Origin of the sequence: Desulforamulus aeronauticus DSM 10349, assembly GCF_900142375.1 — a bacterium.
Classification (GTDB): Bacteria; Bacillota; Desulfotomaculia; order Desulfotomaculales; family Desulfotomaculaceae; genus Desulfotomaculum; species Desulfotomaculum aeronauticum.
This window is the reverse complement of sequence record NZ_FRAR01000017.1, coordinates 92,775-115,076: the sequence shown is the minus strand read 5'-3', so window position 1 is coordinate 115,076 and position 22,302 is coordinate 92,775. Positions and strand designations below refer to the sequence as shown.

General features: G+C 42.7%; 18 protein-coding genes, 1 pseudogene and 1 riboswitch. Of the genes and pseudogenes, 9 read left to right on the top strand and 10 right to left on the bottom strand.

Going from position 1 to position 22,302, the window contains the following annotated elements; genetic code table 11:
• The first annotated feature begins 23 nt into the window (after positions 1-23).
• Positions 24-869: a DNRLRE domain-containing protein gene (locus BUA78_RS11690; protein WP_072914655.1), complete on the top strand. Its 846-nt coding sequence runs from the start codon at positions 24-26 to the stop codon at positions 867-869.
• A gap of 99 nt (positions 870-968) precedes the next feature.
• Here BUA78_RS11690 and BUA78_RS11685 read toward each other — a convergent pair whose 3' ends face one another.
• Positions 969-5,207: a 2-hydroxyacyl-CoA dehydratase gene (locus BUA78_RS11685; RefSeq protein ID WP_072914654.1), complete on the bottom strand. Its 4,239-nt coding sequence runs from the start codon at positions 5,205-5,207 to the stop codon at positions 969-971.
• Between the two features lie 223 nt (positions 5,208-5,430).
• Positions 5,431-5,527, top strand: a riboswitch (guanidine-I (ykkC/yxkD leader).
• 106 nt (positions 5,528-5,633) lie between these two features.
• On the opposite strand from BUA78_RS11685, the gene BUA78_RS11680 reads away from it, so the two are divergent.
• Both BUA78_RS11680 and BUA78_RS11675 read left to right on the top strand, forming a co-directional pair.
• Positions 5,634-5,978 carry a DMT family transporter gene (locus BUA78_RS11680; RefSeq protein WP_072914652.1) on the top strand — a complete coding sequence of 115 codons (345 nt, stop codon included), beginning with the start codon at positions 5,634-5,636 and terminating at the stop codon, positions 5,976-5,978.
• A 2-nt stretch (positions 5,979-5,980) separates the two neighbouring features.
• Positions 5,981-6,295 carry a DMT family transporter gene (locus BUA78_RS11675; protein WP_072914650.1) on the top strand — a complete coding sequence of 105 codons (315 nt, stop codon included), beginning with the start codon at positions 5,981-5,983 and terminating at the stop codon, positions 6,293-6,295.
• Between the two features lie 51 nt (positions 6,296-6,346).
• Here BUA78_RS11675 and BUA78_RS11670 read toward each other — a convergent pair whose 3' ends face one another.
• From BUA78_RS11670 to BUA78_RS11650, 5 genes are all read right to left on the bottom strand, one after another.
• On the bottom strand, positions 6,347-6,679 hold the full coding sequence (locus BUA78_RS11670) for a GNAT family N-acetyltransferase (RefSeq protein ID WP_072914649.1): 333 nt from the start codon (positions 6,677-6,679) through the stop codon (positions 6,347-6,349).
• A 440-nt stretch (positions 6,680-7,119) separates the two neighbouring features.
• A complete protein-coding gene (locus tag BUA78_RS11665) occupies positions 7,120-8,391 on the bottom strand; it encodes a hypothetical protein (RefSeq protein WP_072914646.1) in 1,272 nt (423 codons plus the stop codon).
• A gap of 115 nt (positions 8,392-8,506) precedes the next feature.
• Complete coding sequence (locus BUA78_RS11660) at positions 8,507-9,322, bottom strand: class I SAM-dependent methyltransferase (protein WP_072914644.1); 816 nt, start codon at positions 9,320-9,322, stop codon at positions 8,507-8,509.
• Positions 9,315-9,890 carry a hypothetical protein gene (locus BUA78_RS11655; RefSeq protein ID WP_072914642.1) on the bottom strand — a complete coding sequence of 192 codons (576 nt, stop codon included), beginning with the start codon at positions 9,888-9,890 and terminating at the stop codon, positions 9,315-9,317. Before BUA78_RS11655 ends, BUA78_RS11660 begins: the two co-directional genes overlap by 8 nt.
• Positions 9,891-10,081: 191 nt before the next feature.
• Entirely contained in the window at positions 10,082-10,375 is a 294-nt protein-coding gene (locus tag BUA78_RS11650; protein WP_072914640.1) for a hypothetical protein, read from the bottom strand.
• Between the two features lie 203 nt (positions 10,376-10,578).
• Between BUA78_RS11650 and BUA78_RS11645 the strand changes: the two genes are divergently transcribed.
• Both BUA78_RS11645 and BUA78_RS11640 read left to right on the top strand, forming a co-directional pair.
• Positions 10,579-11,709, top strand: coding sequence for an efflux RND transporter periplasmic adaptor subunit (locus BUA78_RS11645; RefSeq protein WP_084082404.1), 1,131 nt, complete (start codon positions 10,579-10,581; stop codon positions 11,707-11,709).
• Positions 11,710-14,823: an efflux RND transporter permease subunit gene (locus tag BUA78_RS11640; RefSeq protein WP_072914639.1), complete on the top strand. Its 3,114-nt coding sequence runs from the start codon at positions 11,710-11,712 to the stop codon at positions 14,821-14,823.
• 77 nt (positions 14,824-14,900) lie between these two features.
• On the opposite strand, the gene BUA78_RS11635 is transcribed toward BUA78_RS11640, so the two are convergent.
• A complete protein-coding gene (locus tag BUA78_RS11635) occupies positions 14,901-15,152 on the bottom strand; it encodes a hypothetical protein (protein ID WP_072914636.1) in 252 nt (83 codons plus the stop codon).
• Between the two features lie 557 nt (positions 15,153-15,709).
• On the opposite strand from BUA78_RS11635, the gene thrC reads away from it, so the two are divergent.
• On the top strand, positions 15,710-17,209 hold the full coding sequence (gene thrC, locus BUA78_RS11630) for a threonine synthase (RefSeq protein WP_072914634.1): 1,500 nt from the start codon (positions 15,710-15,712) through the stop codon (positions 17,207-17,209).
• Positions 17,210-17,323: 114 nt separating this feature from the next.
• On the opposite strand, the gene BUA78_RS20975 is transcribed toward thrC, so the two are convergent.
• Positions 17,324-17,536 carry a hypothetical protein gene (locus tag BUA78_RS20975; RefSeq protein ID WP_338011614.1) on the bottom strand — a complete coding sequence of 71 codons (213 nt, stop codon included), beginning with the start codon at positions 17,534-17,536 and terminating at the stop codon, positions 17,324-17,326.
• Positions 17,537-17,539: 3 nt separating this feature from the next.
• Positions 17,540-17,899: pseudogene (locus BUA78_RS20970) on the bottom strand (peptide-methionine (S)-S-oxide reductase); the annotation flags it as partial.
• A 283-nt stretch (positions 17,900-18,182) separates the two neighbouring features.
• Here BUA78_RS20970 and BUA78_RS11620 point away from each other — a divergent pair.
• From BUA78_RS11620 to BUA78_RS11610, 3 genes are read left to right on the top strand one after another with little or no spacing between them, the layout of a single operon-like run.
• Positions 18,183-19,016 (top strand): amino acid ABC transporter substrate-binding protein, encoded by an 834-nt coding sequence (locus BUA78_RS11620; protein WP_072914632.1) that lies wholly within the window; start codon positions 18,183-18,185, stop codon positions 19,014-19,016.
• Between the two features lie 51 nt (positions 19,017-19,067).
• Positions 19,068-19,742 (top strand): amino acid ABC transporter permease, encoded by a 675-nt coding sequence (locus tag BUA78_RS11615; protein ID WP_072914630.1) that lies wholly within the window; start codon positions 19,068-19,070, stop codon positions 19,740-19,742.
• Between the two features lie 13 nt (positions 19,743-19,755).
• Entirely contained in the window at positions 19,756-20,514 is a 759-nt protein-coding gene (locus BUA78_RS11610; protein WP_072914628.1) for an amino acid ABC transporter ATP-binding protein, read from the top strand.
• Between the two features lie 48 nt (positions 20,515-20,562).
• Here BUA78_RS11610 and BUA78_RS11605 read toward each other — a convergent pair whose 3' ends face one another.
• Positions 20,563-22,281 carry a CotH kinase family protein gene (locus BUA78_RS11605; RefSeq protein WP_072914626.1) on the bottom strand — a complete coding sequence of 573 codons (1,719 nt, stop codon included), beginning with the start codon at positions 22,279-22,281 and terminating at the stop codon, positions 20,563-20,565.
• Positions 22,282-22,302 lie beyond the last annotated feature (21 nt).

Here is a 22,302-nt window from a genome sequence, read left to right as displayed (position 1 = left end):
AAAAAACATAAAGGTGCATTGCGATGAACATATTCAGGCTACCAGCCATAAAAAGTACTTTTGTCTTTAGCAATAAGCAACATCAGACACCGTGCCATTCACCTTACTTACCCGTTGGGAAAACGAGTCTTTTTACTAAATATATCTCCTATCTCTTTTTCGATCTATCGACCCTGCCCAAAGAACAGGTGATTTCTTCGGCCATGTTAAAAATATATTTCAATGCCCCTCCCTGTAAAGGTGACCCACCAGCACTTTTAGGTATCCAAGCATTAGCCAAACCCTTTGAGGACTGTTATACAAACTATACCAGTAAACCACCTATGCTAGCAAAAACATTAAAAAGAGTTCCCCTACGTAAAAATGGTTGTTCCATTTCTGTTGATATTACGACTTTAGTCAAAGCCTGGCATGCGGGAAAATTAATGAATAGCGGTTTGGCCTTAGTACCGGTAGAGCTTGAAACCTGTGGCGTTTTACTTTTTCATAGTTCAAATACACCGGACCATTCACGGCATCCCCTATTAATAGTTACCACTGAACCATCCAAAACAAATTGCTATGAAAGAAAGGAATATTTTTCCGTGGGTAAAAGGGCGGGATTTAGTAGTACACAAGAGGTATGGAGCTATTCTATCTATAGTTTTATCGTAGCAAACATTGGTTCCAAGAACACCTTAGTAAAGTTACAAGCTAGCCCCAATCAGATCAATTTTATGGATGAAGAGCCTGAGATTGAACTACGTCCTGGTCAAATCAGAGTTTTCGTAAGTAACTTTTTTACACGTTATAACAGACTTACCTTTCGCCTAGCTTCCCAGGAAAGTGGTACCGGGCGAATTAAAATTTGGTTGCAGGCCAGGGTTTAGATCATGGGTTTATTTCTCTCATTAGAAAAACGGAACTCCTCCCCGGTTTAGTGGAAGGAGTTCCGTTTTATCTAAACAGATTATGAGAATGCTGAACTATTAAGTATCACTTCTATTTTTTACTTCTTCCATAGCTACAGAGAGCATGAGCTTGATACGGTTTAGCTGATTCACTTCACTGGCTCCTGGGTCATAGTCGATGGGCACAATATTGGCAGTAGGATACGATCTTCTAAGTTCCTTGATCATCCCTTTGCCGGTGATATGGTTGGGTAAACAGGCAAAGGGTTGTAAACAGACGACATTGCTCACACCACTTTCCATCAACTCAACCATTTCACCGGTTAAAAACCAGCCCTCTCCGGTTTGGTTGCCTAGAGACAGATGTTTTGCCGCGTATTGGGCAATTTCTTCAATTGGTTTTGGTGCTTCAAATCGTTCGCTTTGCTGCAAAGCTTTTTTCATGTCCTTTCGATAGGACTCAATAACTTTTACAGAAATCATGCCGGAAATCATTTTCCAAAGGGTTCCGGATAATATCTGATATTTGATCTTGTTATCAAAGGAGCAGTATAAAAAGAAGTCAATTAGGTCCGGTACCACAGCCTCTGCACCTTCGGCTTCCAACAATTCAACAATGTTGTTGTTGGCAGTGGGGTGAAACTTAACCAATATTTCCCCTACGACACCAACCCGTGGCTTCACTAAATCTTCATAAATTTCCAGGTTGTCAAAATCCTTAACGATTCTGTAGATATTTTCCCTAAATTCTTTCTTTCCACCATCCGCTAAGGCCTTTTGGCATTTATCCACCCAATACTCGTATAAACGGTTGGCAGAACCCGGTACCTTTTCATAGGGGCGCACTCGATACAATACCCGCATGAGAAGATCACCATAAACCAATCCCATCATCATATTATGGAAGATGGGCAGGGTAACCTTGAAACCCGGGTTTTTTTCCAAACCGGAAGAGAGAGAAATAACGGGAACCTGCTCCATACCTGCATCCCTCAATGCTTTGCGGATGATAGCAATATAGTTGGTAGCGCGACAACCCCCACCGGTTTGGGCCATAATAACAGAGGTATTGTTTACATCATATTTGCCAGATTTTAAAGCTCTCATTAACTGACCAACTACGATGATGGTTGGATAACAAGCATCGTTATGCACATACCGCAGGCCTTCATCGATGGCGGCCTTATCCACCGAGGGAAGAATCTCGATATTATAGCCGGCTTTGGCAAAGCCGATCTTTAAAAACTGAAAATGAATAGGCGACATTTGAGGTGCCAAAATCGTATGAGTTTCCTTCATTTCTTTGGTAAAGATAGCTCTACTAGGGTAGCTAAATAATTTTTGTGGTGTAAAATCTCTCTTATCCCGCTCCTTAATAGCGGCAAGCAGTGAGCGTATACGTATTCTGGCAGCCCCCAGGTTGCTGATTTCATCAATCTTGAGCACCGTATAAATCTTCCCATAAGCATCTAAAATTTCTTGCACCTGATCGGTAGTCACAGCATCTAAACCACAACCAAAGGAATTGAGTTGAATCAATTCTAGGTTTTTCTGCTGGGCAACATAGGTGGCGGCGGCATACATCCTCGAATGGTAGATCCATTGGTCCACCACACGCAAAGGTCTGTCGATTTTTACCAAATGTCTAATGGCATCTTCTGGTAAAACGGCAAAGCCATAGGACTTTAACAACTCTGGTATACCATGATTGATTTCTGGATCAATATGATAGGGTCTACCCGCTAGGACAATCCCCTTGATATTGTGCTCTTTGATATAGGTAAGTGTCTCTTCCCCTTTTTTCCTTACGTCTTCCTTATATCTCGTCAACTCATCATAGGCCTTTTTAACAGCACTGGCTATTTCAAGCTTGGTAATACCTTCCGGTGCCAATTCTTCAACCAATCGTTTAACCATTCGATCCGGCATATCAATGGGCAAAAATGGGTGATAAAAAGTGACATTGCCACTTTTTAAAATGTCCATGTTGGCATTAATGGTCTCTGGATACGAAGTAACGATGGGACAATTATAACGATTATCGGCTTCTTGATCCTCTGGGATGTTATTGGGTATGCAAGGATAGAAAATTTTATTGACCCCGTGACTGATCAGATCCATAATATGCCCATGCACCAGCTTGGCCGGGTAGCACACAGATTCCGAAGGAATTGTCTCCATACCCAGTTCATATATTCTCTTAGTTGATCGGCCTGAAATAACGACTCGATAGCCCAACTGACTGAAAAAGGTGAACCAGAAGGGGTAATCCTCATACATATTTAGTACCCTGGGTAATCCGATGATCCCCCTGGTTGCTTCCCTTTCTGACAAGGGTTTGTAGCTAAATACTCTTTTGTATTTATATTCATAAAGGTTGGGGATGTCATTTTTAACCTTTTCTTTCCCAGCACCTTTTTCACATCTGTTGCCGGAATAAAACTCTTGTCCATTGGAAAAATGTTTAATGCTAACCAGACAATTGTTGCCGCATAGGCCACAACGCTTCATAGAAGTCTCTGTTGAAAAATCCTCCAGCTCCTTCCCTTGGAGAATGGTTGTCTGATAGCCAACTTCATAGCGTTCCTTGGCCAGCAAGGCTGCACCAAAGGCCCCCATGATACCGGCAATATCCGGCCGCACTACTTCTCTACCGGTGATTTTTTCTAAGGCCCGCAGCACTGCATCGTTGTAAAAGGTTCCACCCTGAACAACAATTTTATCTCCTAAGTCCTCCGTGCTTCTAAGTCTGATCACCTTAAACAAAGCATTTTTAATAACGGAAAGAGAAATTCCTGCGGAAATATCGCTTACCTCTGCCCCTTCCTTTTGGGCTTGTTTTACCTTGGAGTTCATAAATACCGTACAACGGGTTCCTAAATCTACAGGATTTAAGGATTGAAGGCCTAACTGGGCAAAATCCTTAATGTCCATATTTAATGAGCTGGCAAAGGTTTCTATAAAAGACCCACACCCTGAGGAGCAGGCTTCATTTAACATGATAGAGTCAATGGCACCTTCCCGGATGACGAGACTCTTCATATCCTGTCCACCAATGTCCAGGACGAAATTGACGCCGGGTAAAAAATAATCGGCTGCCTTATAATGGGCTACAGTCTCAATTTCTCCAATATCTGCCTTTAGGGCAGCTTTGATTAGATGTTCACCATAGCCGGTTACCACAGAGTTTAAAATGATCGTATTTTTGTTAAGTTTACTATATAAATCCTGTAGTGCTTCTATGGTAGATTCTAAGGGACTACCATTATTGCTGCCGTAGTGAGAATAGAGCAGTCCTCCCTCTTCACTGATCAGTGCCACCTTGGTGGTGGTAGACCCGGCATCAATGCCCAGGTAAGCATTCCCTTGATAGCTCTCTAGATCTATCCTCACTACCTTGTTTTGATCATGCCGTTCCTTAAATTTCTCATACTCTTTCTCGTTGGCAAATAAAGGTTCTACCTTTTCACCGTCTTCCTGGTTCATCTTCCAGATACCGGGAGCCCGTTCCTGTAAACATTCAAAGGGCAAGGGTTCTGATTCTCTGGAAGATAATGCTGCTCCCAAGGCAACAAAGAAATGGGAGTTGTTAGGAAAAACCACATTATTATCTTCTAATTTTAAGGTTTCAATAAAACGTTTTCTTAGCTCGGACATAAAATGCAGCGGTCCACCTAAAAAGGCAACCTTACCACGAATAGATCTTCCCTGGGCCAGGCCACCAATGGTTTGGTTGACCACGGCCTGCAGCACCGAGGCGGCAATATCTTCCTTAGCTGCTCCTTCATTTAACAAGGGCTGAATATCTGTTTTGGCGAATACACCACATCTGGAGGCAATGGGATAAATACTTTTATGACTCTTAGCCAGCTCATTAAGCCCCGAAGCATCTGTCTGCAGCAATGCAGCCATTTGATCAATGAAGGCCCCTGTGCCACCGGCACAAGTTCCATTCATTCTTTGCTCGATGGATTCGCCAAAATAGGTAACCTTAGCATCCTCACCACCCAGTTCAATAGCAGAGTCGGTGTTAGGAATAATCTTTTTGATGGCATGGGCACAGGCAATTACTTCCTGAATAAAGGGTACCTCCAGCTTTTTCGAAAAATTAAAGCCGCCAGACCCTGTAACCACTACCGTCAATAGGTTTCTGTGCATGATTGATTTGGCATCTTCAAAAAGAGAAAGCACTGTATTTTTTATGTCGGAAAAATGTCTTAAATACTTTTTATAGACAATATTGTTATTCTTATCTAAAATAACCATCTTTACGGTAGTAGAACCAATATCAAGTCCAACATTTAAAACTCTACTCATATCGATTCCCCCAAACATAATTAATAGTGCAAAACTCCCCTTTCTTGTATTGTACTTCATTTTGTAATTGAAAGCTTAACAAAAAAGGAAAATATTTTCTACTTCTATAGTAACAAAATAATTATCACCCCATATTGAATATATATTTTAGTTGCATTGATTAATTGACGACTGTATTTTTTTTATGATAAGATGATGTGGAGTTTTTATGTTATCATAAAAAATTTAAGTTTTCTAGGGTTCCGCAGTTTTATCTGGTCTGGTCCAAGAGAAAACGCACAGAAAATTCTGTGACACGGAGGGATAAAAGCCCGGGAGGATATCTATCGTAAAGATATCTCCCGGGCTTTGTTTGTTTTTTAAACATTCTGAAAATATACAGGCAGGTAAATAAGCCGGGTTTTTCCCATGAAAGGAGCAGCAATCATGAACTATGAGTGGCTAAAGGTTTTTATAGCAGCTTTTTTTGAGGTGTTTTGGGTTATCGGATTAAAACATGCAGATCATCTATGGGCCTGGCTTGGTACAGCCCTGGCCATCTGCGTAAGTTTTTATCTAATGATTATGGCCGGTAAAAGACTTCCTGTAGGTACAGTCTACGCCGTTTTTGTTGGCCTGGGAACCGCCGGCACAGTCTTTTCAGAAATTGTTTTCTTTGGTGAACCCTTAAAATTAATCAAGCTACTTCTTATTATCCTTTTACTGGCCGGAGTTATTGGACTGAAGTTAGTGACTGGAAAAAAAGAGGCTGACGTGCAAGGAGTTGAGTAAAGATGGCCTGGGTTTATCTGTTATTGGCCGGAATTTTTGAAATGACCGGTGTTGCTTTGATTAATAAACTGCATCAAGATAAGAATTGGCAGGCTCTACTTTTATTGCTGGCTGGTTTTGGTGCCAGTTTCCTATTTCTTACTTTAGCAATGAAGTCTTTGCCCATGGGAACAGCCTATGCGGTTTGGACTGGTATTGGGGCCGCTGGAGGGGCTTTGCTCGGAATGCTGTATTACGGGGAATCTAAGGACTGGCGCAGGGTTTTCTTTATTTGTCTGGTTCTGGGTGCTGCCATTGGTTTAAAGTTAGTATCTTAATTTCAAGTGGCAAGTCCCAAACAGGCATAAAAAAATGCCCTCTAGGCATCCTTAGTGAGGCAATCTCAACAGTCGATACGGTCTCTCTGTTTCCTGAAAGCCATACTTTTTGTAAAATACAACTAATTGATCATTATTTAAATCTCCTCTGCCGTGTACTTCATTAATTAGCTCAATATCTTTTTCATCCAGCAAGCTCACCAGCTTTTCCATTAGGCGGCTGGCAAATCCCTGGTGCCTTGCTTCTTTGGGGACCATTAGGCGATCAAAGTACCATTCATTATCTCTTATTTTACTGATGATGGCACAGGCAGGGTAAATGCAATTCGTTTTTACATTTAAAACAATACAATTCTCACCCACAAAAGTATTAACCTCTCTCATGCAAACTCCTCCTTTACCAAAGATTTTCAAGAGACTTTGATTGTGCAAATGGTAACAATATCAATTAATTTTTTCAAGTATATTTACTATTTTAATGCCTATATTGTAGGTTTTTTTGTGATACAACAATTTTTTGCTTGTATTTATTGATTTTTAAAGAATCAAAAAAACTAAACCATTTGTGATTTTTTTAACTTTTAATGTTAAAAAAGTAACTCCCTGATCTGGGGGTTACTTTTTTAATTCCTTATCAATTTGTAAAATGAACATCTCCCGGGCTATTGGTTTGAGCCGGTTTATTTGACTTTCTATCTTTACTGAGCTTTGGCCTTGCCTTGTGTTTACCGTCATCCGGTGATTTTAGCTTATTACTTATTTTTGTTCCCTCCTCACCATATCAAGATGTATTTAGCGTGTACAATTCTATCTTTTTTATCAGTTTATTCGCTGATCTTCGGGGTGTTAATAACTTCTACTTTTGTAACTTCTGACTTAGTGGAAACCAGCGTTCCAGGGTTACAGTCCAGTTGGGGTTCTTTTAGGAATCTCTGCACAAAATGTAATTCCACTTCCTCATGGCAGGCCATTGGTAAATAGTTTTTGTATTTTTCCACATCAATGCGATATCCTTGCGAGAATTTATCACGTAACTCTTCAATAGAGTAAGAAAAAATTCTGCCGAAATCATTGGCACAGATTTCCTGCACCCGATTAATGGGGGTGCAGAAGGCGATGGTAAATTTATTGCATAGTAATCTCCCTAGATGGCTAAAACGTCCCTGTTGCAGGGAAAGTACACTTTCCAAAGTGTTCGGATGGTCATAGGGAAGTTGCTGTAGAAGGATTTTTAGATCAGCAATCCGGTAGAGGGAACTGGATATTTCCAGGCAATAGCCAAAGTCCTGCTCCGCCTGCGTCCAGTCATACATAATAGCACCATTTTCAATGTCTTCAAAGGGTGGAACCTTTTGTAAACAACACTGGGTATAGCAATAGACTGTATTCCACCCCAGGCGCAGGGAAAATCCCAGAGTGTCTGGGTATTTATTTAAAGCGTCGATGATTGCCTGGATAGAAAAATCCCTCACAAAAAGATTATCATCCACCAGGAATAGGACAAACTGATGGTTGTTCTGTAAAGTCAAAACCTGTTCTTTAAAATTTTTTTCTTCGACAAAGGTTACCTCCGGGTAATCCCGCTGCAAGGCTTGGTATTGCCTCCGTAGTTGCTCATTGGTGGCTAAATACAACACCTTCATCTGTACCAACTGAGGATCTTGACAGCGAACATAAAAAGAATGCAGGGTGGCATCCAACTGCATGGCCCGATCCTTACTAAAAACCAACCCGACAACCGGTGGGGTAGTTAGTTTCTGCTGCCAATCCTCTAACCTGGGCTTCAAACTTGTTAGTATCAGCTGAGCCGCCGGAATAACTTCTCCACGTGAGAAAATTTCCATAAAAGTGGTTAAGGGATCGTACATATCTGGTAGTGTTAACTCCTGATAGACACCGTTTCTTTGTAATTCCTGGACTTCACTGATAAACTTCTTCATATTTTGAAGCATCGGCAACAAGGTAGTCAGGCACTGTTCAGCCTGATTTTCTTCGATAAGCTGTTCCAATTGCCTTGACGCTGCCATCATCTTATTCAGATAGGTCACACAGACCTCTTGGTTCGCTTTTTGCTCCCCACCCTTTTCCTCTCCCATTCTGTAACACATCCTTTCTCTTACCGATTTACCCTCTTTGTAAAGATATGAGGAGATAGCAAATAAGTTGTTTAAATAAAAAACTGCTGCCCTTGACTAGACAGCAGCAGCTAGTTTATTTGGTCATAATCCAAAAGGAACTCCCGTGGGTTTCAACACCGGCTAATTCTGGCTTCTCCCATAGGGGAGATAAAACCTTGTTTAACTGGTGATGGCGGCTGATAAAGAAATTAGGTAGGATAATATCAAATTTATTTCCCTCGGCCAGTAGATAGCAAGCTAAAAGATATTGCTCATTATAGTAGCGTTGCTGCCACTCCGGAGGGTAATCAAAGGGTAACAATATATCATGAAATTCCACCAAAACACCTGGTTTTAACCGGGGTAAAATCTCCAGGAAAACCACCGTGGCATCAGAGTTCATGAAGGAGCGGTGGGAATGATCTACAAACAGGATATCTCCAGCTGTTAGTTCACTAAATATTGAAATGTCAGCATTTTCTACCGGCTGCCGAATAATCTGGTCACACAAGCTATCCACTTCTGCCCGGGGATGGGGATCAAAGGAAGTAATTTTGGTTCTCAAACGATGATCAGAAATGGCCTGCCGGGCAAATTTAGTGGAATTGCCGGAACCAATTTCAAAATAGCGTTCGGGGTTATGCTTGACCAGGAAGCCATAAATCGCCAGGGAATCCAGCCCCGGTAGCCAACCATTAATCCAACCGGGAGTCGTGGCTGCGGGATCAACTGATTTAGCAATAGTACGGTAAAACCTTTGATAGGATAAAAAATGCTTCAGATTTTCTTCATAAACGGCACAATTTCGTGTGATAATGGCCATTAATTCAGGATGGGGTGGCTTGCCAAAACCATACCGTGGCTCCGGGTTAATCGCATAGTCTAAATAGATGATCTGATGATTATTCATGCATACCTCCTCTTAATGGCCGAGGCATTAGATTTTGCGCCATTTGATGTAGCATAAAGAACGGTCCCCGAACATAGCGTACCTGATGTCGTTTTTTAGGTTCCGGTGCAGCAGGAGCTACTTCAACCTCCACTTCTACCGGCTCTTCCTCCATCACTGGTAAAGCACGAAAACACTGCCTCTTTTTAAGACGGATAAGGACAGTAGTACTGGTGATCAAACCAAGCAACAAAATACCACCACCTCCCAGAATCAGAGGGAGTCGGCTATTTGAAGCTTTTTCCACCTGAACGGATTCAGGCATATGCTCCCCAAGGATGTTTTCAAACTCTTTAAGCCAGTAACTCCTGTCCTTTTCAGGCGACTCCATAAGTTCATCCTCAAAGTCACTTGTCAATGCATCATAACCAGTTTCCTCATCATCTGATTCATCGGCTGAATCTTCTATTATCGACTCAAAATTACTTGCCAAATCCGCATCCCCTGATTCATCCTCTAGAAAAAGCTCCAAATTCTCTTCTATTACTTCATCCACCACATCCCAGATCCTATTGATAGGGTCCTTCAAGTGATCACCTCCCAAGCTAGCTTTATGTTAATGGCAATGAACATAAGAATTTTGTACATTTTATTGAGAAAGCTGCCAAAGGGTGACGTACATAGACAATCCAATATTTTCATTTCTTGAACAACCCTGCTAATAAAAACAAAAAACCCCTGGTTACCCAGGGGATGTTAGCTGATTTAACTTATTTCTACTCAAGCTACTTCAAGCAGCGCTGTCCGCTCCTTGTCATAATAGCCGTGAACTCTGTCACCTTGTTTCAAATTAATCTTATCTTTCTTTTTCACCTTTACCATAACAGTCTGATTAGCTGCCGACTTAACAAGAACTTTGTACTTGAATTTTCCCTTGGTGTATCTCTCCAAATAAATAATTGTCCCCGCCACCGGAGTCATATTCTCGGAAATCTCTTTAATCATTTTCTGTTGGTATCTAGCCTGTAGCTTGTCCTTGATTTTCTGAATTATAGATTTAAAAAAATTAAACATGATAACGCTTCCTTCCTTTGAAGAATGTTCCCAAAGCAATAGACGAAATTTTAGTCCAAATGTCCCGGAGAAATACCTGGTATTTGAGCAAAATTTTAAAATTTTTGCTTTCACAATTTCCCATAATTATTTAATATCTATACTTAATCAAATATAGTATCATAAATTTGGTAATTTTATAGTTGGGGGAGAGTAATTTGACCGTGAAAAAATACGGCATTTTCTTGGCAACCGGGCTACTTATTTTAATCCTCTCAATGCTACTGGGTTGTGCCAAAGAAACCAAACAAAATCAACAACAGGCAAAGGGAAACCAGCCGGGTACAGGTGTAAAAATTGTCAAGGTCAGTGAAGGTACCCTCAAAGAGAGCATGACTTTAAGCGGGACATTGCAAGCCCTTAATTCTGCAAACATTGTGGCCAAGTCTTCAGGAAAAGTTGCCAGCATTGAGGCAGATGTGGGAAGTCGTATTAGTGCCGGACAAATTTTAATGTCTCTTGAGGCAGATGACTTAGCTGCTGCTGTATCCGCTGCGGAAGCCAACGTAGAGACCGCAAAGGTTACCTATGATCTGGCTCTAAAGAAATATGAGCGAGGCAAAGAGCTTATGCAATCACAGGCCATCGCCCAGGCAGACTTTGAGGAAAACTATGAAGGGTCATTAAGAAAAGCACAGGCGGCAGTTAAGGCTTCCCAGTCTGCCTTAGCCCAAAGCCAGGTCCGTTACAACGACACTGTTATTAAATCCCCCTTAGGCGGCATTGTTACGGCCCGAAACATTGAAGTAGGGGAACTTGCCGGTACCTCCACCCCTTTATTTACCGTAAGTAATCTTGATCAAGTAGTTGTTATCGTCAATGTCAATGAACAACAGGTTAATAAGTTAGCGGAAGGCATGAAGGTTGGCGTCAGGGTGACAGCAGCAAACCAAAACCAGTTAACCGGCGTGGTTTCAAATATTGCCCTGGCTGCGGATGCTAAATTAAAAGTTTTTCCTATCAAAGTTCAACTGGCAAACCCTGACCATCAACTAAAACCAGGCATGTTTGCAGAAGTACTATTGGAAAAAGAACTTGAGTCATCCCTACTGATTCCTCGGGAAGCTGTTTTAACCATCGACGGAAAGAGTAGGGTTTTTGTAGTGGAGGATGGGGTAGCCAGAGAACGGCTGGTGGAGACCGGTCCCACCGATGGTAGAAACATCTCTATTCTCAAGGGTTTAGCAAAGGATGAAGAGATAATAACTAACAATGTAAGTTCAATGAAAGATGGTCAAAGGGTAAACATTCAGACCGAAGGTACCATGGCTAAGGAGCAGAGGAGGAGCCAATAAATGCATATAACAGAGTTATCTGTAAAACGGCCAGCCATGATGACTATGGTCATCCTCTTTTTCGTGGTGCTCGGGATCTATACCTTTGGTAAGATTGGTGTTGAGTTATATCCTGCGATCAATACACCCTACGTAGCAGTCTCCGTTGCTTACCCCGGTGCTGGAGCTGAAGAAATTGAAACCCAGATTATTAAGCCCCTGGAGGACTCCCTTTCTTCCCTAAGCCAGCTTAAAAATATTATGTCCACTGCTTCAACAGGCCGGGGCAATGTGATATTGGAATTTGATTTATCAGCAAATGCTGATCAGGCTGCTATTGATGTTCAGAAAATGGTGGACAACACCCGACGTAGACTTCCTGATGGCGCTAATGATCCGGTGGTTATTAAACGAGATATTAATGATTCCCCGGTGATAACTTTATCGCTAGGCAAACCCGGTGCCCGCAACGAGACCTATGATTTAGCCAACGACCTGATCAAAGAACGCTTACAACGGCTGAAAGGTGTTTCGGAAGTTAGTATTGTCGGTGGCGTGCAGCGGGAAATCCAAATTCAAGTGGATAGAAGCAAGCTGGAGGGTTACGGCTTAACTCTTAATCAAGTGGTTAATCGATTGAACTCCGAAAACTTAAATGAACCCACCGGACGGTTGGATCGGCCAGAAAATGAATATAATGTCCGGGTACTGGGGCAATTCGAAAGTATCGACCAAATTAGGCAACTCCAAATACCTTCTCCCTCAGGTTACGCCGTTCCGTTGCAAGCCCTTGCCACTGTCAACGACAGCTTCAAAGAAACACGGCAAATCAGCCGCATTAACGGTAAAGATGCGGTAGGCATTCAAATTTACAAACAGAGTGATGCCAGTGTAACTGAGGTTGGCGATGCCGTCAAAGCAAAACTGACCGAAATAAAGCAGGAACTGCCTGCTGAGTACGAAGTGCTAATCACCAACGATTCCTCTGATTTTGTTCATCGGTCCCTGAAAGGTACCTGGATGAATATTTTGGAGGGTATTATAACCACTGGCTTGGTGTTATTCATTTTTTTACGGCAGTGGCGATCCACAGCGATTGTTATGCTTGCTATCCCGACCTCTTTATTAGCGACTGTCATGATGATGTATTTTGCTGGCTTTACCTTTAATATGATGTCTTTAATGGGGTTAGCCCTTTGTATTGGTATCTTGGTGGATGACTCTATTGTCGTTCTGGAAAATATTCACCGCCATATGAAAATGGGTAAATCCCCCTGGCAAGCAGCCATTGAAGGTCGTAAAGAAATAGGCATGGCGGCCATTGCCATTACCCTTTCCGACGTAGTGGTCTTTTTGCCAGTTGCTTTCATGAGCGGCATGGTGGGACAATTTTTTCGACAGTTCGGTCTGACCATTGTATTTGCCACCTTGTTTTCCCTCTTTGTGTCCTTTACTCTGGCACCCATGTTAGCATCCAGGCTATTCCACCACCAGGAAAGTGAAGACACCCAACATTCTATGGTCAAAGCGATCTGGCAAAAAATCATTCCCCTTGGTGAGAAAACCCAAAGAATTTATCATCGAATGCTGATGTGGTCCCTAAGTCATCGTAAGAAGGTACTTGCTTTCTCCATGGCTGCCTTTATCCTAAGCTTAACTCTGATTCCTTTGGGTCTGGTAGGCAAGGAATTTATGCCAAGATCCGATCAAGGGCAAATTAACGTTACCCTGGAGATGCCCGTAGGAACTCCCATTGGGCAAACCAGTGATGCTCTACAGGAGCTAGAAAAACACCTCAGTCAAATTCCTGAGGTGCAATATTACCAAACAACCCTGGGTTCCGGGGGAAGGGGTTCTTCCAATGGGGCCAATAGCGGTCGAGTTACTCTTAAACTACTACCAAAGGATGACCGGGACAAATCCGTTTGGGAAGTAGCCGATGGCATCCGCCAGTGGAGCAGTTCCTTTAAGCAAGGCAAAATCCGTGTTTCCGAAGCCGAATCCATGGGAGGAGGGCCAGGTGGCTCTGCCGTTCGTATTGTCGTCTCTGGTAAAGATAATGATCGATTACTCGAACTGGCTGAACAGGTAAGAGATGTTGTGGCTGCTACTCCCGGGGCTAATAGTGCCAATACCGACTGGACCTTGGGTCAGCCAGAGGTTCAAATCAAGGTGGACCACCTGCGGACAGCCCATTACGGTCTGGCGGTAAATGATGTGGCCCGAACCCTCCGGGCGGCTGTAAATGGGGAATCCGCCGGAGTGTACCGAGAGGGTGACCGAGAAATCGATCTGTTAATCCAGTTGGCCGGGGCCAATAAACAAGACATCACGGATTTACAAAACTTAATGATATCTGGCAGCGGCGGTACCGTTTCTCTGGGTCAAGTAGCCAGTGTGGAACTTGGCAGTGGCCCTACAGATATCCGCAGAGAAAATAAGCAACGATCGATCACCGTTACCGCCAATGTTCGTGAAAGGCCCCTGGGGGACTTTATGACCGAGGTTAAAAAAGAAATCTCTAAGCTCTCTGTTCCTGCCGGTTTTACGATACACTATACCGGTCAAGCCCAAAGTATGGACGAAAGCCTAAGAGAATTAGCTGCTGCCTTACTTTTATCAATTATCCTGGTTTATATGGTGCTGGTTATGTTGTACGAGTCCTTTACCACACCTTTTATCCGTATGCTTTCTTTACCCCTGGGCATCGTAGGGGCTTTAGTAGCCCTGGTATTGACCGGTAACAACCTGAATGTCTTTACACTTATTGGTATCATCATGTTGGACGGTCTGGTGGCAAAAAACGGTACCTTGTTAATTGACTATACCCATACCTTAATGAGTCAGGGTAGAACCCTGCGGGAAGCCCTGATTGAAGCTGGCCATACCAGGCTAAAACCCATCATTATGACAACCATCACCATGGTATTTGGTATGCTGCCCACCGCCCTGGCACTAACCGATGGAGCAGAAAACCGCAGCGGTATGGCTTGGGTTCTTATTGGTGGATTAATCAGTTCTACCATTTTTACACTGTTTGTCATCCCGGTGGTCTATACAATCATTGATGAGTGGAAAATCAAGTTGAAAAATAGAAAAAACGCACAAACACCTTCAACCCTTGTTAATCTATAACTGTATTTTATTCTTTTCACCAGGGGAGTGTTGCAAAACTACTTTTTTATGTAGTATGCGGCAGCCCCTGGTCTTTGTTATTGGCCGGTTAATTTCTGGATAAGCTTAGCTAGTATCCCCTGCTGTTTTTCTTCTGCCAGTACTTCCTGCGTAAACTTGGGATAAAGATTGATTCCTACTAGGTTCCCTTGCTTGGCTTCCCTTAAAGCAGTTTGATACTCTAGGAAGGTATTATCCTTTAACTTAAATCCCCGTATTTCACCACTCTTTTTTCTAAGGGCAGCATCAATTATGTAGGGCGATTTCCTTTTGAGATTTCTTCCATTCATAGGAAAGCATCCTTTCTTTAATCTGAAGTAGTATACTATTATTTTCCCTCCTTTAGATAAAAACATAAGTGCGAAAAGGCGCTACACATTCACCTGTGCAACGCCTTTTCGCATCTTAGGTATCTTTAGCTGCATCATTATCACGCTACGGTACAAGAATAGTTTTTTTAACCGGACCACGTTTCATTTCGTTTACCCGATCCATAAAATAATTGGGGTTGTTCCAAAGCTTTGTCATAACATCTCGCATCATAGTATCTACCTCCTATTTTTTTTGCTTTTTGTTACTATCATTATAGCAACACTCTAAGGATTTGTGAATACTTTCACAATATGTTTAAATTGGAAGATATTCTTAAACATTGTCAAAATACTGAACAGAACTATAATCGAATTTTTAGTATGCGAATGATTAACTTATCCGGTTACTGGCACTGGTAATCGGGTAGGCCATCGCCCCCTCTCTTTGTATACTTGGGCTCGTTATCTTTACTAAAAGCAAGAATTATAGTTTAATGTAAGTATTTACTTCGTACATTTGATTAGGAGGCTCTATTATGCTATACATAAGCACCCGAGGCAATTCACCAGCCGTTCCATCTGCTGAAGCAATTAAACAGGGCATTGCACCAGACGGCGGCTTATATGTTCCCACGGATCAGGTAACCCTCTCGAACCCAGATCTAGAGAAGCTAACCTCCCTCTCTTATACGGAAAGGGCTGCCTTCATTCTGCAGCATTTTTTGACCGACTTCACCTCAGTAGAAATTAATCAATGTGTCAACGCCGCCTATCATCAAAACAAGTTTGCTAACCCGGAGATCGCACCGGTTAAGGTGTTAAACTCTGACACTGCAGTACTTGAACTTTGGCATGGTCCTACCTGTGCCTTTAAGGACATGGCTTTACAAATATTGCCTCAATTTCTGGTACGTGCGTTGACTAAAACAGGCGAAGCAGCAGAAGTCGTTATTCTGGTGGCTACCTCCGGAGATACAGGCAAAGCGGCCTTAGACGGTTTCGCTAATATCCCCGGCACACAGATTATCGTATTTTACCCGGAGCGAGGTGTAAGTGAAGTACAAAGACTGCAAATGGCGACCCAGGAAGGAAATAACGTTCATGTTGTGGCGGTACAGGGTAACTTTGATGATGCCCAAAGCGGCGTCAAAGTGGTTTTTGGAGATCATGATTTTGCTACACTCCTGGAGCAACAGGGTTTTCGACTCTCTTCCGCCAACTCTATCAACTGGGGACGCCTGGTACCTCAGATTGTTTATTATTTTTCTGCCTATGCCGACCTACAGAAAACTGGCTCCATAAAAGCCGGAGAAAAAATTAATTTTGTGGTTCCCACCGGCAATTTCGGCAATATCCTGGCTGGCTTTTATGCCAAAAGGATGGGTTTACCCATTAACAAACTCCTTTGTGCCGCCAATGCTAACAACGTATTAACTGACTTTATCCAAACCGGGACTTACAACCGCAACCGAGATTTTTTAAAAACACTATCTCCCTCAATGGATATCTTAATTTCCAGCAACCTGGAGCGGCTGCTGTATGAACTTACCGGACGTCAAGGGGAACAAATCAGCAGCTGGATGGCTCAGTTAAAAACCGAAGGAAGCTATTCGGTGGATGAAGCTACCTTCGCCCAGGTTCAAGAACATTTCTGGTCTGACTTTGCTGATGATACAGCAACACTGGATACCATTCAGCAAACCTGGCAACAGCAGCAATACCTCCTGGATACTCACACCGCTGTGGCAGCCCGCGTGCTGCAAAAATATCGTCAAGCTACCGGTGATAACTCATATACAGTGATAGCCTCAACCGCCAGCCCCTTTAAATTTAACGGCAGTGTCGCCAAAGCTGTATTAGGGGAGCAAGGAGTTACAGGCAAAAATGAATTTTCCCTACTGCAAGATCTGTCCGATCACACTCACTGGCCAATACCCCAGGGACTAAGGGATTTGGATAAAAAACCTGTATTGCACCAACAGGTTATTGAGAAAAATAAAATTAAAGATGTAGTAAAAGACATTTTATTGGGCTAGTAAAATGATGGGAGTGATGCAAAACTATTTTTTGCACCACTCCCATTTTAGCCTGAGGCCATAAGCCTAAAAATCTATTTTGAAGCTCGGAATACTGTAATTTGCCCCATTACGTTATTTTCTGCCAAAGCTCTTCACAGTCTCCACCAACTCATGCTTACCCTTTTCAGATAAACCAAGACTTTCGATCTCCTTTATTAAGGAAGTGATCGTCCCCGCTCCCCTCACATAACCATTTACTCTGGCAGCCGAGGTGGAGTTGATAAAATCAATGGTGTTGGGATAGAAAAGAGCATACTCTTTTACTAGATCCCTTTTAAGCTGCAAATAATATTTTTGATGATAATCTTCTGCCAGATAAAAATGCTCATAGGGATTGATCTCAGTGTATATTTTTTTACCTAAACGCTCTGCCGCAAATTCTTTATATTTTTGGGCGAGATTGGCTTGCTCGTTATTGTGGTAAAAAATAATAGACATATACTGCCGGGACCACGGCCTACTTGCCGGGTTGTGGGATTGCCAAAATAAATCCAGTAATTGTTCATAGGAGATTTCGGCAGGATCATAATCTATCTGCAAGGTTTCGGTATGATCTCCCAAACTTCGATAGGTAGGATTTTCCTTGGTGCCACCGGCATAGCCAACTCTGGTATGAATGATACCTGGTAATACCCCAAACTGGGCATCAGGACCCCAAAATCACCCCATAGCAAAGGTTGCTGTTTGTAAATTTTGAGGCACCTGTTGATCAATGGGCGGGATTATCATTCTCTCAGTAGTAACCATTTTTATCACCACCTTATACTGTTCTTCAAGTAATAGTTATACCCCATTACGAGAATTCCTTGCACATTAAAAGTATGAATATTATTTGATGCCCTATACAGATTCTCTCTTGACGTTTTCACTTTAGTTAGTTAAAATATCAAAGAGGTATTAAATTAATACATAACGGGAGGAGAATGGTGAAGTGAAAAAGAAAGGGTTTTTAATGGTCATCCTGGTGCTGGCATTGGCCTTGGTGGCTGGTGGCTGTGGTGGCGGAGAGAAAGAAAAACCTGCAGCTACTCCAGAACCTGCTAAACAAGCAGAGAAAAATTCCCTGGAGTTGATTAAGGAAAAAGGTACATTGGTGGTTGGTTTAGATGATACCTTTGCTCCTATGGGTTACCGTGATGAACAAAACAAACTAGTGGGCTTTGACATTGATATGACTGAAGAAATCGGCAAACGCCTGGGTGTAAAAATTGAGTGGCAACCTACCCAATGGGATGGTGTCATCTTAGCACTGGACTCCAAGCGTTTTGACGTTATTATTAATGGTATGACCGTTACAGAAGATCGCAAAAAATCCATTAACTTCTCTACCCCCTATATTAATGACGGTCTAGTCATGGCTGTTAAAAAAGGTACCACTGGGTTTACTACTGCTGCAGATTTAAAGGGTAAACCCGTAGGCACCCAAGCTGGCAGCTCTGGTGAGGAATCCTGTAAGAAAATGGGCTTAGAAGCTAAACTATATAAGACCTACCCTGAAGCTTTTAACGATTTACAAATTGGACGGACCCAAGTGGTAGTGGTAGATGCTATGACCGCCGGTCACTATTTAAGCAAGCGTGCTGATACCTTTGAAATTGTCGGCGAACAATTAACCCAAGAACCTATGGCTATCGGTATCCGCAAGGCTGACGTAGAACTGAAAGAAGCCCTTGACAATATCATCGCTGAAATGCAAAAGGATGGTACTCTGACAACAATTTCCCAAAAATGGTTTAACAAAGATATTACCACCAAAGCTCAGTAAAGCACTTTTAGCTACAGCAACAATTCATTATTAGCCAGGGTTGGTGACAACATGCAATCAGGGGCAGCAGTAGACGTAAATTTCATAATACAAATTCTCCCAGATTTATTAATGGGAGCTATCATGACCATCAAACTAACATTCTTTGCCATTGTATTTGGGACCCTCATTGGTTTGTTTGTCGCTTTGGCTAAGATATCAAGTATTAAAATTTTAAGGTGGATCGGGGGGCTTTATACCTGGATCATCCGGGGCATCCCCCTGCTCCTTCATTTAATGTTCCTTTATTATGGTCTTCCCTTCGTAGGTATTGTGCTGCCGGAGTACACTGTAGGTATTATTGGACTTTCCGTTTGCGGTGGCGCTTATATAGCTGAGATTATCCGAGCCGGTATCCTCTCGATTGATAAGGGGCAAATGGAGGCGGCTATTTCCATGGGTATGTCTTACAGCCAGGCCATGCGACGGGTTATTCTACCTCAAGCTTACCGCAGATTGCTCCCCCCCATGGGCAACGAGTTCATCACCCTGATGAAAGACAGTGCCTTGGTGTCGGTTATCACCATGACAGAACTGCTGCGGGCAGCCACACTGAAAAATGCTACCTTTTTTAAACCGGTAGAAAGTTTTGTCACTGCAGGGATTCTTTATCTAATTATGACTACCGTCTTCACGACCATATTCAACCGATTGGAAAAACGACTGGCCATTTCAGATGGTGATTAAGGAGGGGTTTCTTTTGGTCAAGGCTCAAAATGTGCAGAAGAACTTTGGTAAACTAAAGGTACTAAAAGGGATCAACCTAGATGTAAAACAAGGTGAAGTTGTAGTTATTATCGGACCCAGTGGCTCCGGCAAGAGCACCTTCCTCCGCTGTATTAATCATCTGGAGTCAATCGATGGTGGTATGGTCATATTCGAAGATAAAAAGGTACCTGCAAAGGGCAAAGAACTTTGTGAACTAAGAAGTCAAATCGGCATGGTTTTTCAACGTTTTAACCTTTTCCCTCACATGACGGCTATCCAAAACGTTATGGAAGGTCCGATTACCGTACTGGGTAAATGCAAACATGACTCCAGGGACCTGGCAGAAGAATTACTGGCCAAGGTCGGTCTGGCTGACAAAGCTAAGAATTTCCCCAGTCAACTCTCCGGTGGACAACAGCAGCGTGTGGCCATTGCCCGTGCTTTGGCCATGAAACCCAAGTTAATGCTGTTTGATGAGCCCACCAGTGCCTTAGACCCCGAGTTGGTAGGGGAAGTTCTTTCGGTCATCCGAAACCTGGCAGCAGAAGGTATGACCATGATTATTGTAACCCACGAAATGGGCTTTGCCCGGGATGTGGCTGATCGGGTCATTTTTATGGATGAAGGGAAAATTGTTGAAATGGGTGCCCCGGAGCAAATTTTTAGCACTCCCAGACACCCCCGTACCAGGGAATTTTTGAGCAGTATACTAAGAGGTTACGAAAAAATGACCTACCCCGAAGTGGGGTAGGTCATTTCGTTTTCTATAGGAACATCCGATTGAGGTATAACCATACAACTATAGCGAATACTTGGTCTTTCTTGTAAAGATAAAAAACAGTACCAAGACCAGGAGCAACAGGGAACCTCCGATGACAAAGAGTTGTTCAGTTGAATTGTTTGTAGGCATATTTTTATTGCCAAACCCATCGCCCATTTCCCTGTTAACAGGATCACCGCTATTAGGCGGACGTTGTCCCATATCCCCGGGAGGCCTCTCTCCTTTCATTCCCATTCCCCCTTGGCCCTCCGGCCGATCGCGTAATTGACCGGGCATAGTATTGGTTTGTTCTGTGGTATTACCAACCGAAGGAAGCTCACCACTTACTTGTTTCGTGACATTAGCAATCCGTTCTCGAACAAACTTTACTAATCCTACAACATTCCCGCCTTGCAGCATATCGCCACCCGGCTTCATAGGACCTCTTTGCTGCTGTCCTGCCATTTTATCCTTTTCAGGCATTGGTGGAGCAGCTTGTTGGTCTGCTGGTGGGTTCGTTTGGCTTGCTGTTAGTTCACTCTTTTGTTCGGTGGACCCTTCTAAAATGGCCTGCTCAAATTGCTCCATTGTATAAAATTTAGTTGGGTCTTTCTCCAGATGGGGCCGTATTAACTCGGCCACACGTGCAATTTCCGCCTCCATTTTAGTAAAGGCAAAGGGCCCATTAATAAAGTCTTCGATATATTGATGGTACCGTTCCTTGTATTCCTTTACCTCTAACAGTTTGCCAATCAGGGGTCGCTGCTCCAAGGTTGTGCCTGAAACCGGCTGATCAATATAGAGAGCTGTGGTTTCCTGATTGTTTCTCCCCATGCTGAATCCCCCAAAGGACATGTTATAATCCCATGGCAAGATAGAAAAAACACCACTTTCTTCGTAGAGATAATAATTATGCTTAAAGCTGCCCTGATAGCTATCCATATTTACCAGCACCGTATTGACAGCAAAATATCGTAATATCTCATCGATGTTTAGATATTTCTCTAAATCTTTCCCCTGATTTAGTGCCTTTACCATTGTAAGTAACGCCTCATTAGCACCGTTTTTTCGCCCTGCCACCAAGGCAATGCCACGATACGATTCCCTTTTATCATCTGTATACACCAGGTCACTTCCCTGGCCCTCGGGTTTATAAAGTGTCCCCGCATTACTTCCGTAGTACCGCTCCAGAAAGGGTTCTTCAATACCTTCCACCGCTAGATACAAACCATGCAGCTTGTCATTTATATAGACATTGACATATCCGTAACCCGGAGTAGGCACCCCCATTTCATTCATCAGTGAATATGACAAATATTCACGCATATAGGATGGGTCACTCATGGAGTTATTAAGGTTTAATTTTTTTAATCCAGCCAGATTTTGCCCGTCAATATACTGATCAAAATCCAGCTTAAAACTATATCGATCCGATTCACTGTTGGCAACCATAGTCAGAGTAGAATTACCTTTAGTACGAAGCCCTATATTATCTATTTTTTGGCCAGCAATAACAACACTGGCAACCTTATACTCCTCTTTCAAGGGATTTTTCAGCATATCTTGAAAATCATTCTCGTCCAACGATATATTTATATCAATAACTTTATCTTTATCTAAAATGGTATCTATACTGGCCGTACTTAAACTGTTTGACACGGTGCCTTCTTCTGGGCTGGTATACCCCGTTGCCCCACTAATAATGTAGAGGCAGAGCAACAGCATTCCCCCCATGATTGCTATAAATTTCCTATCCATGCTCATGCCTCCCTCTCGAGC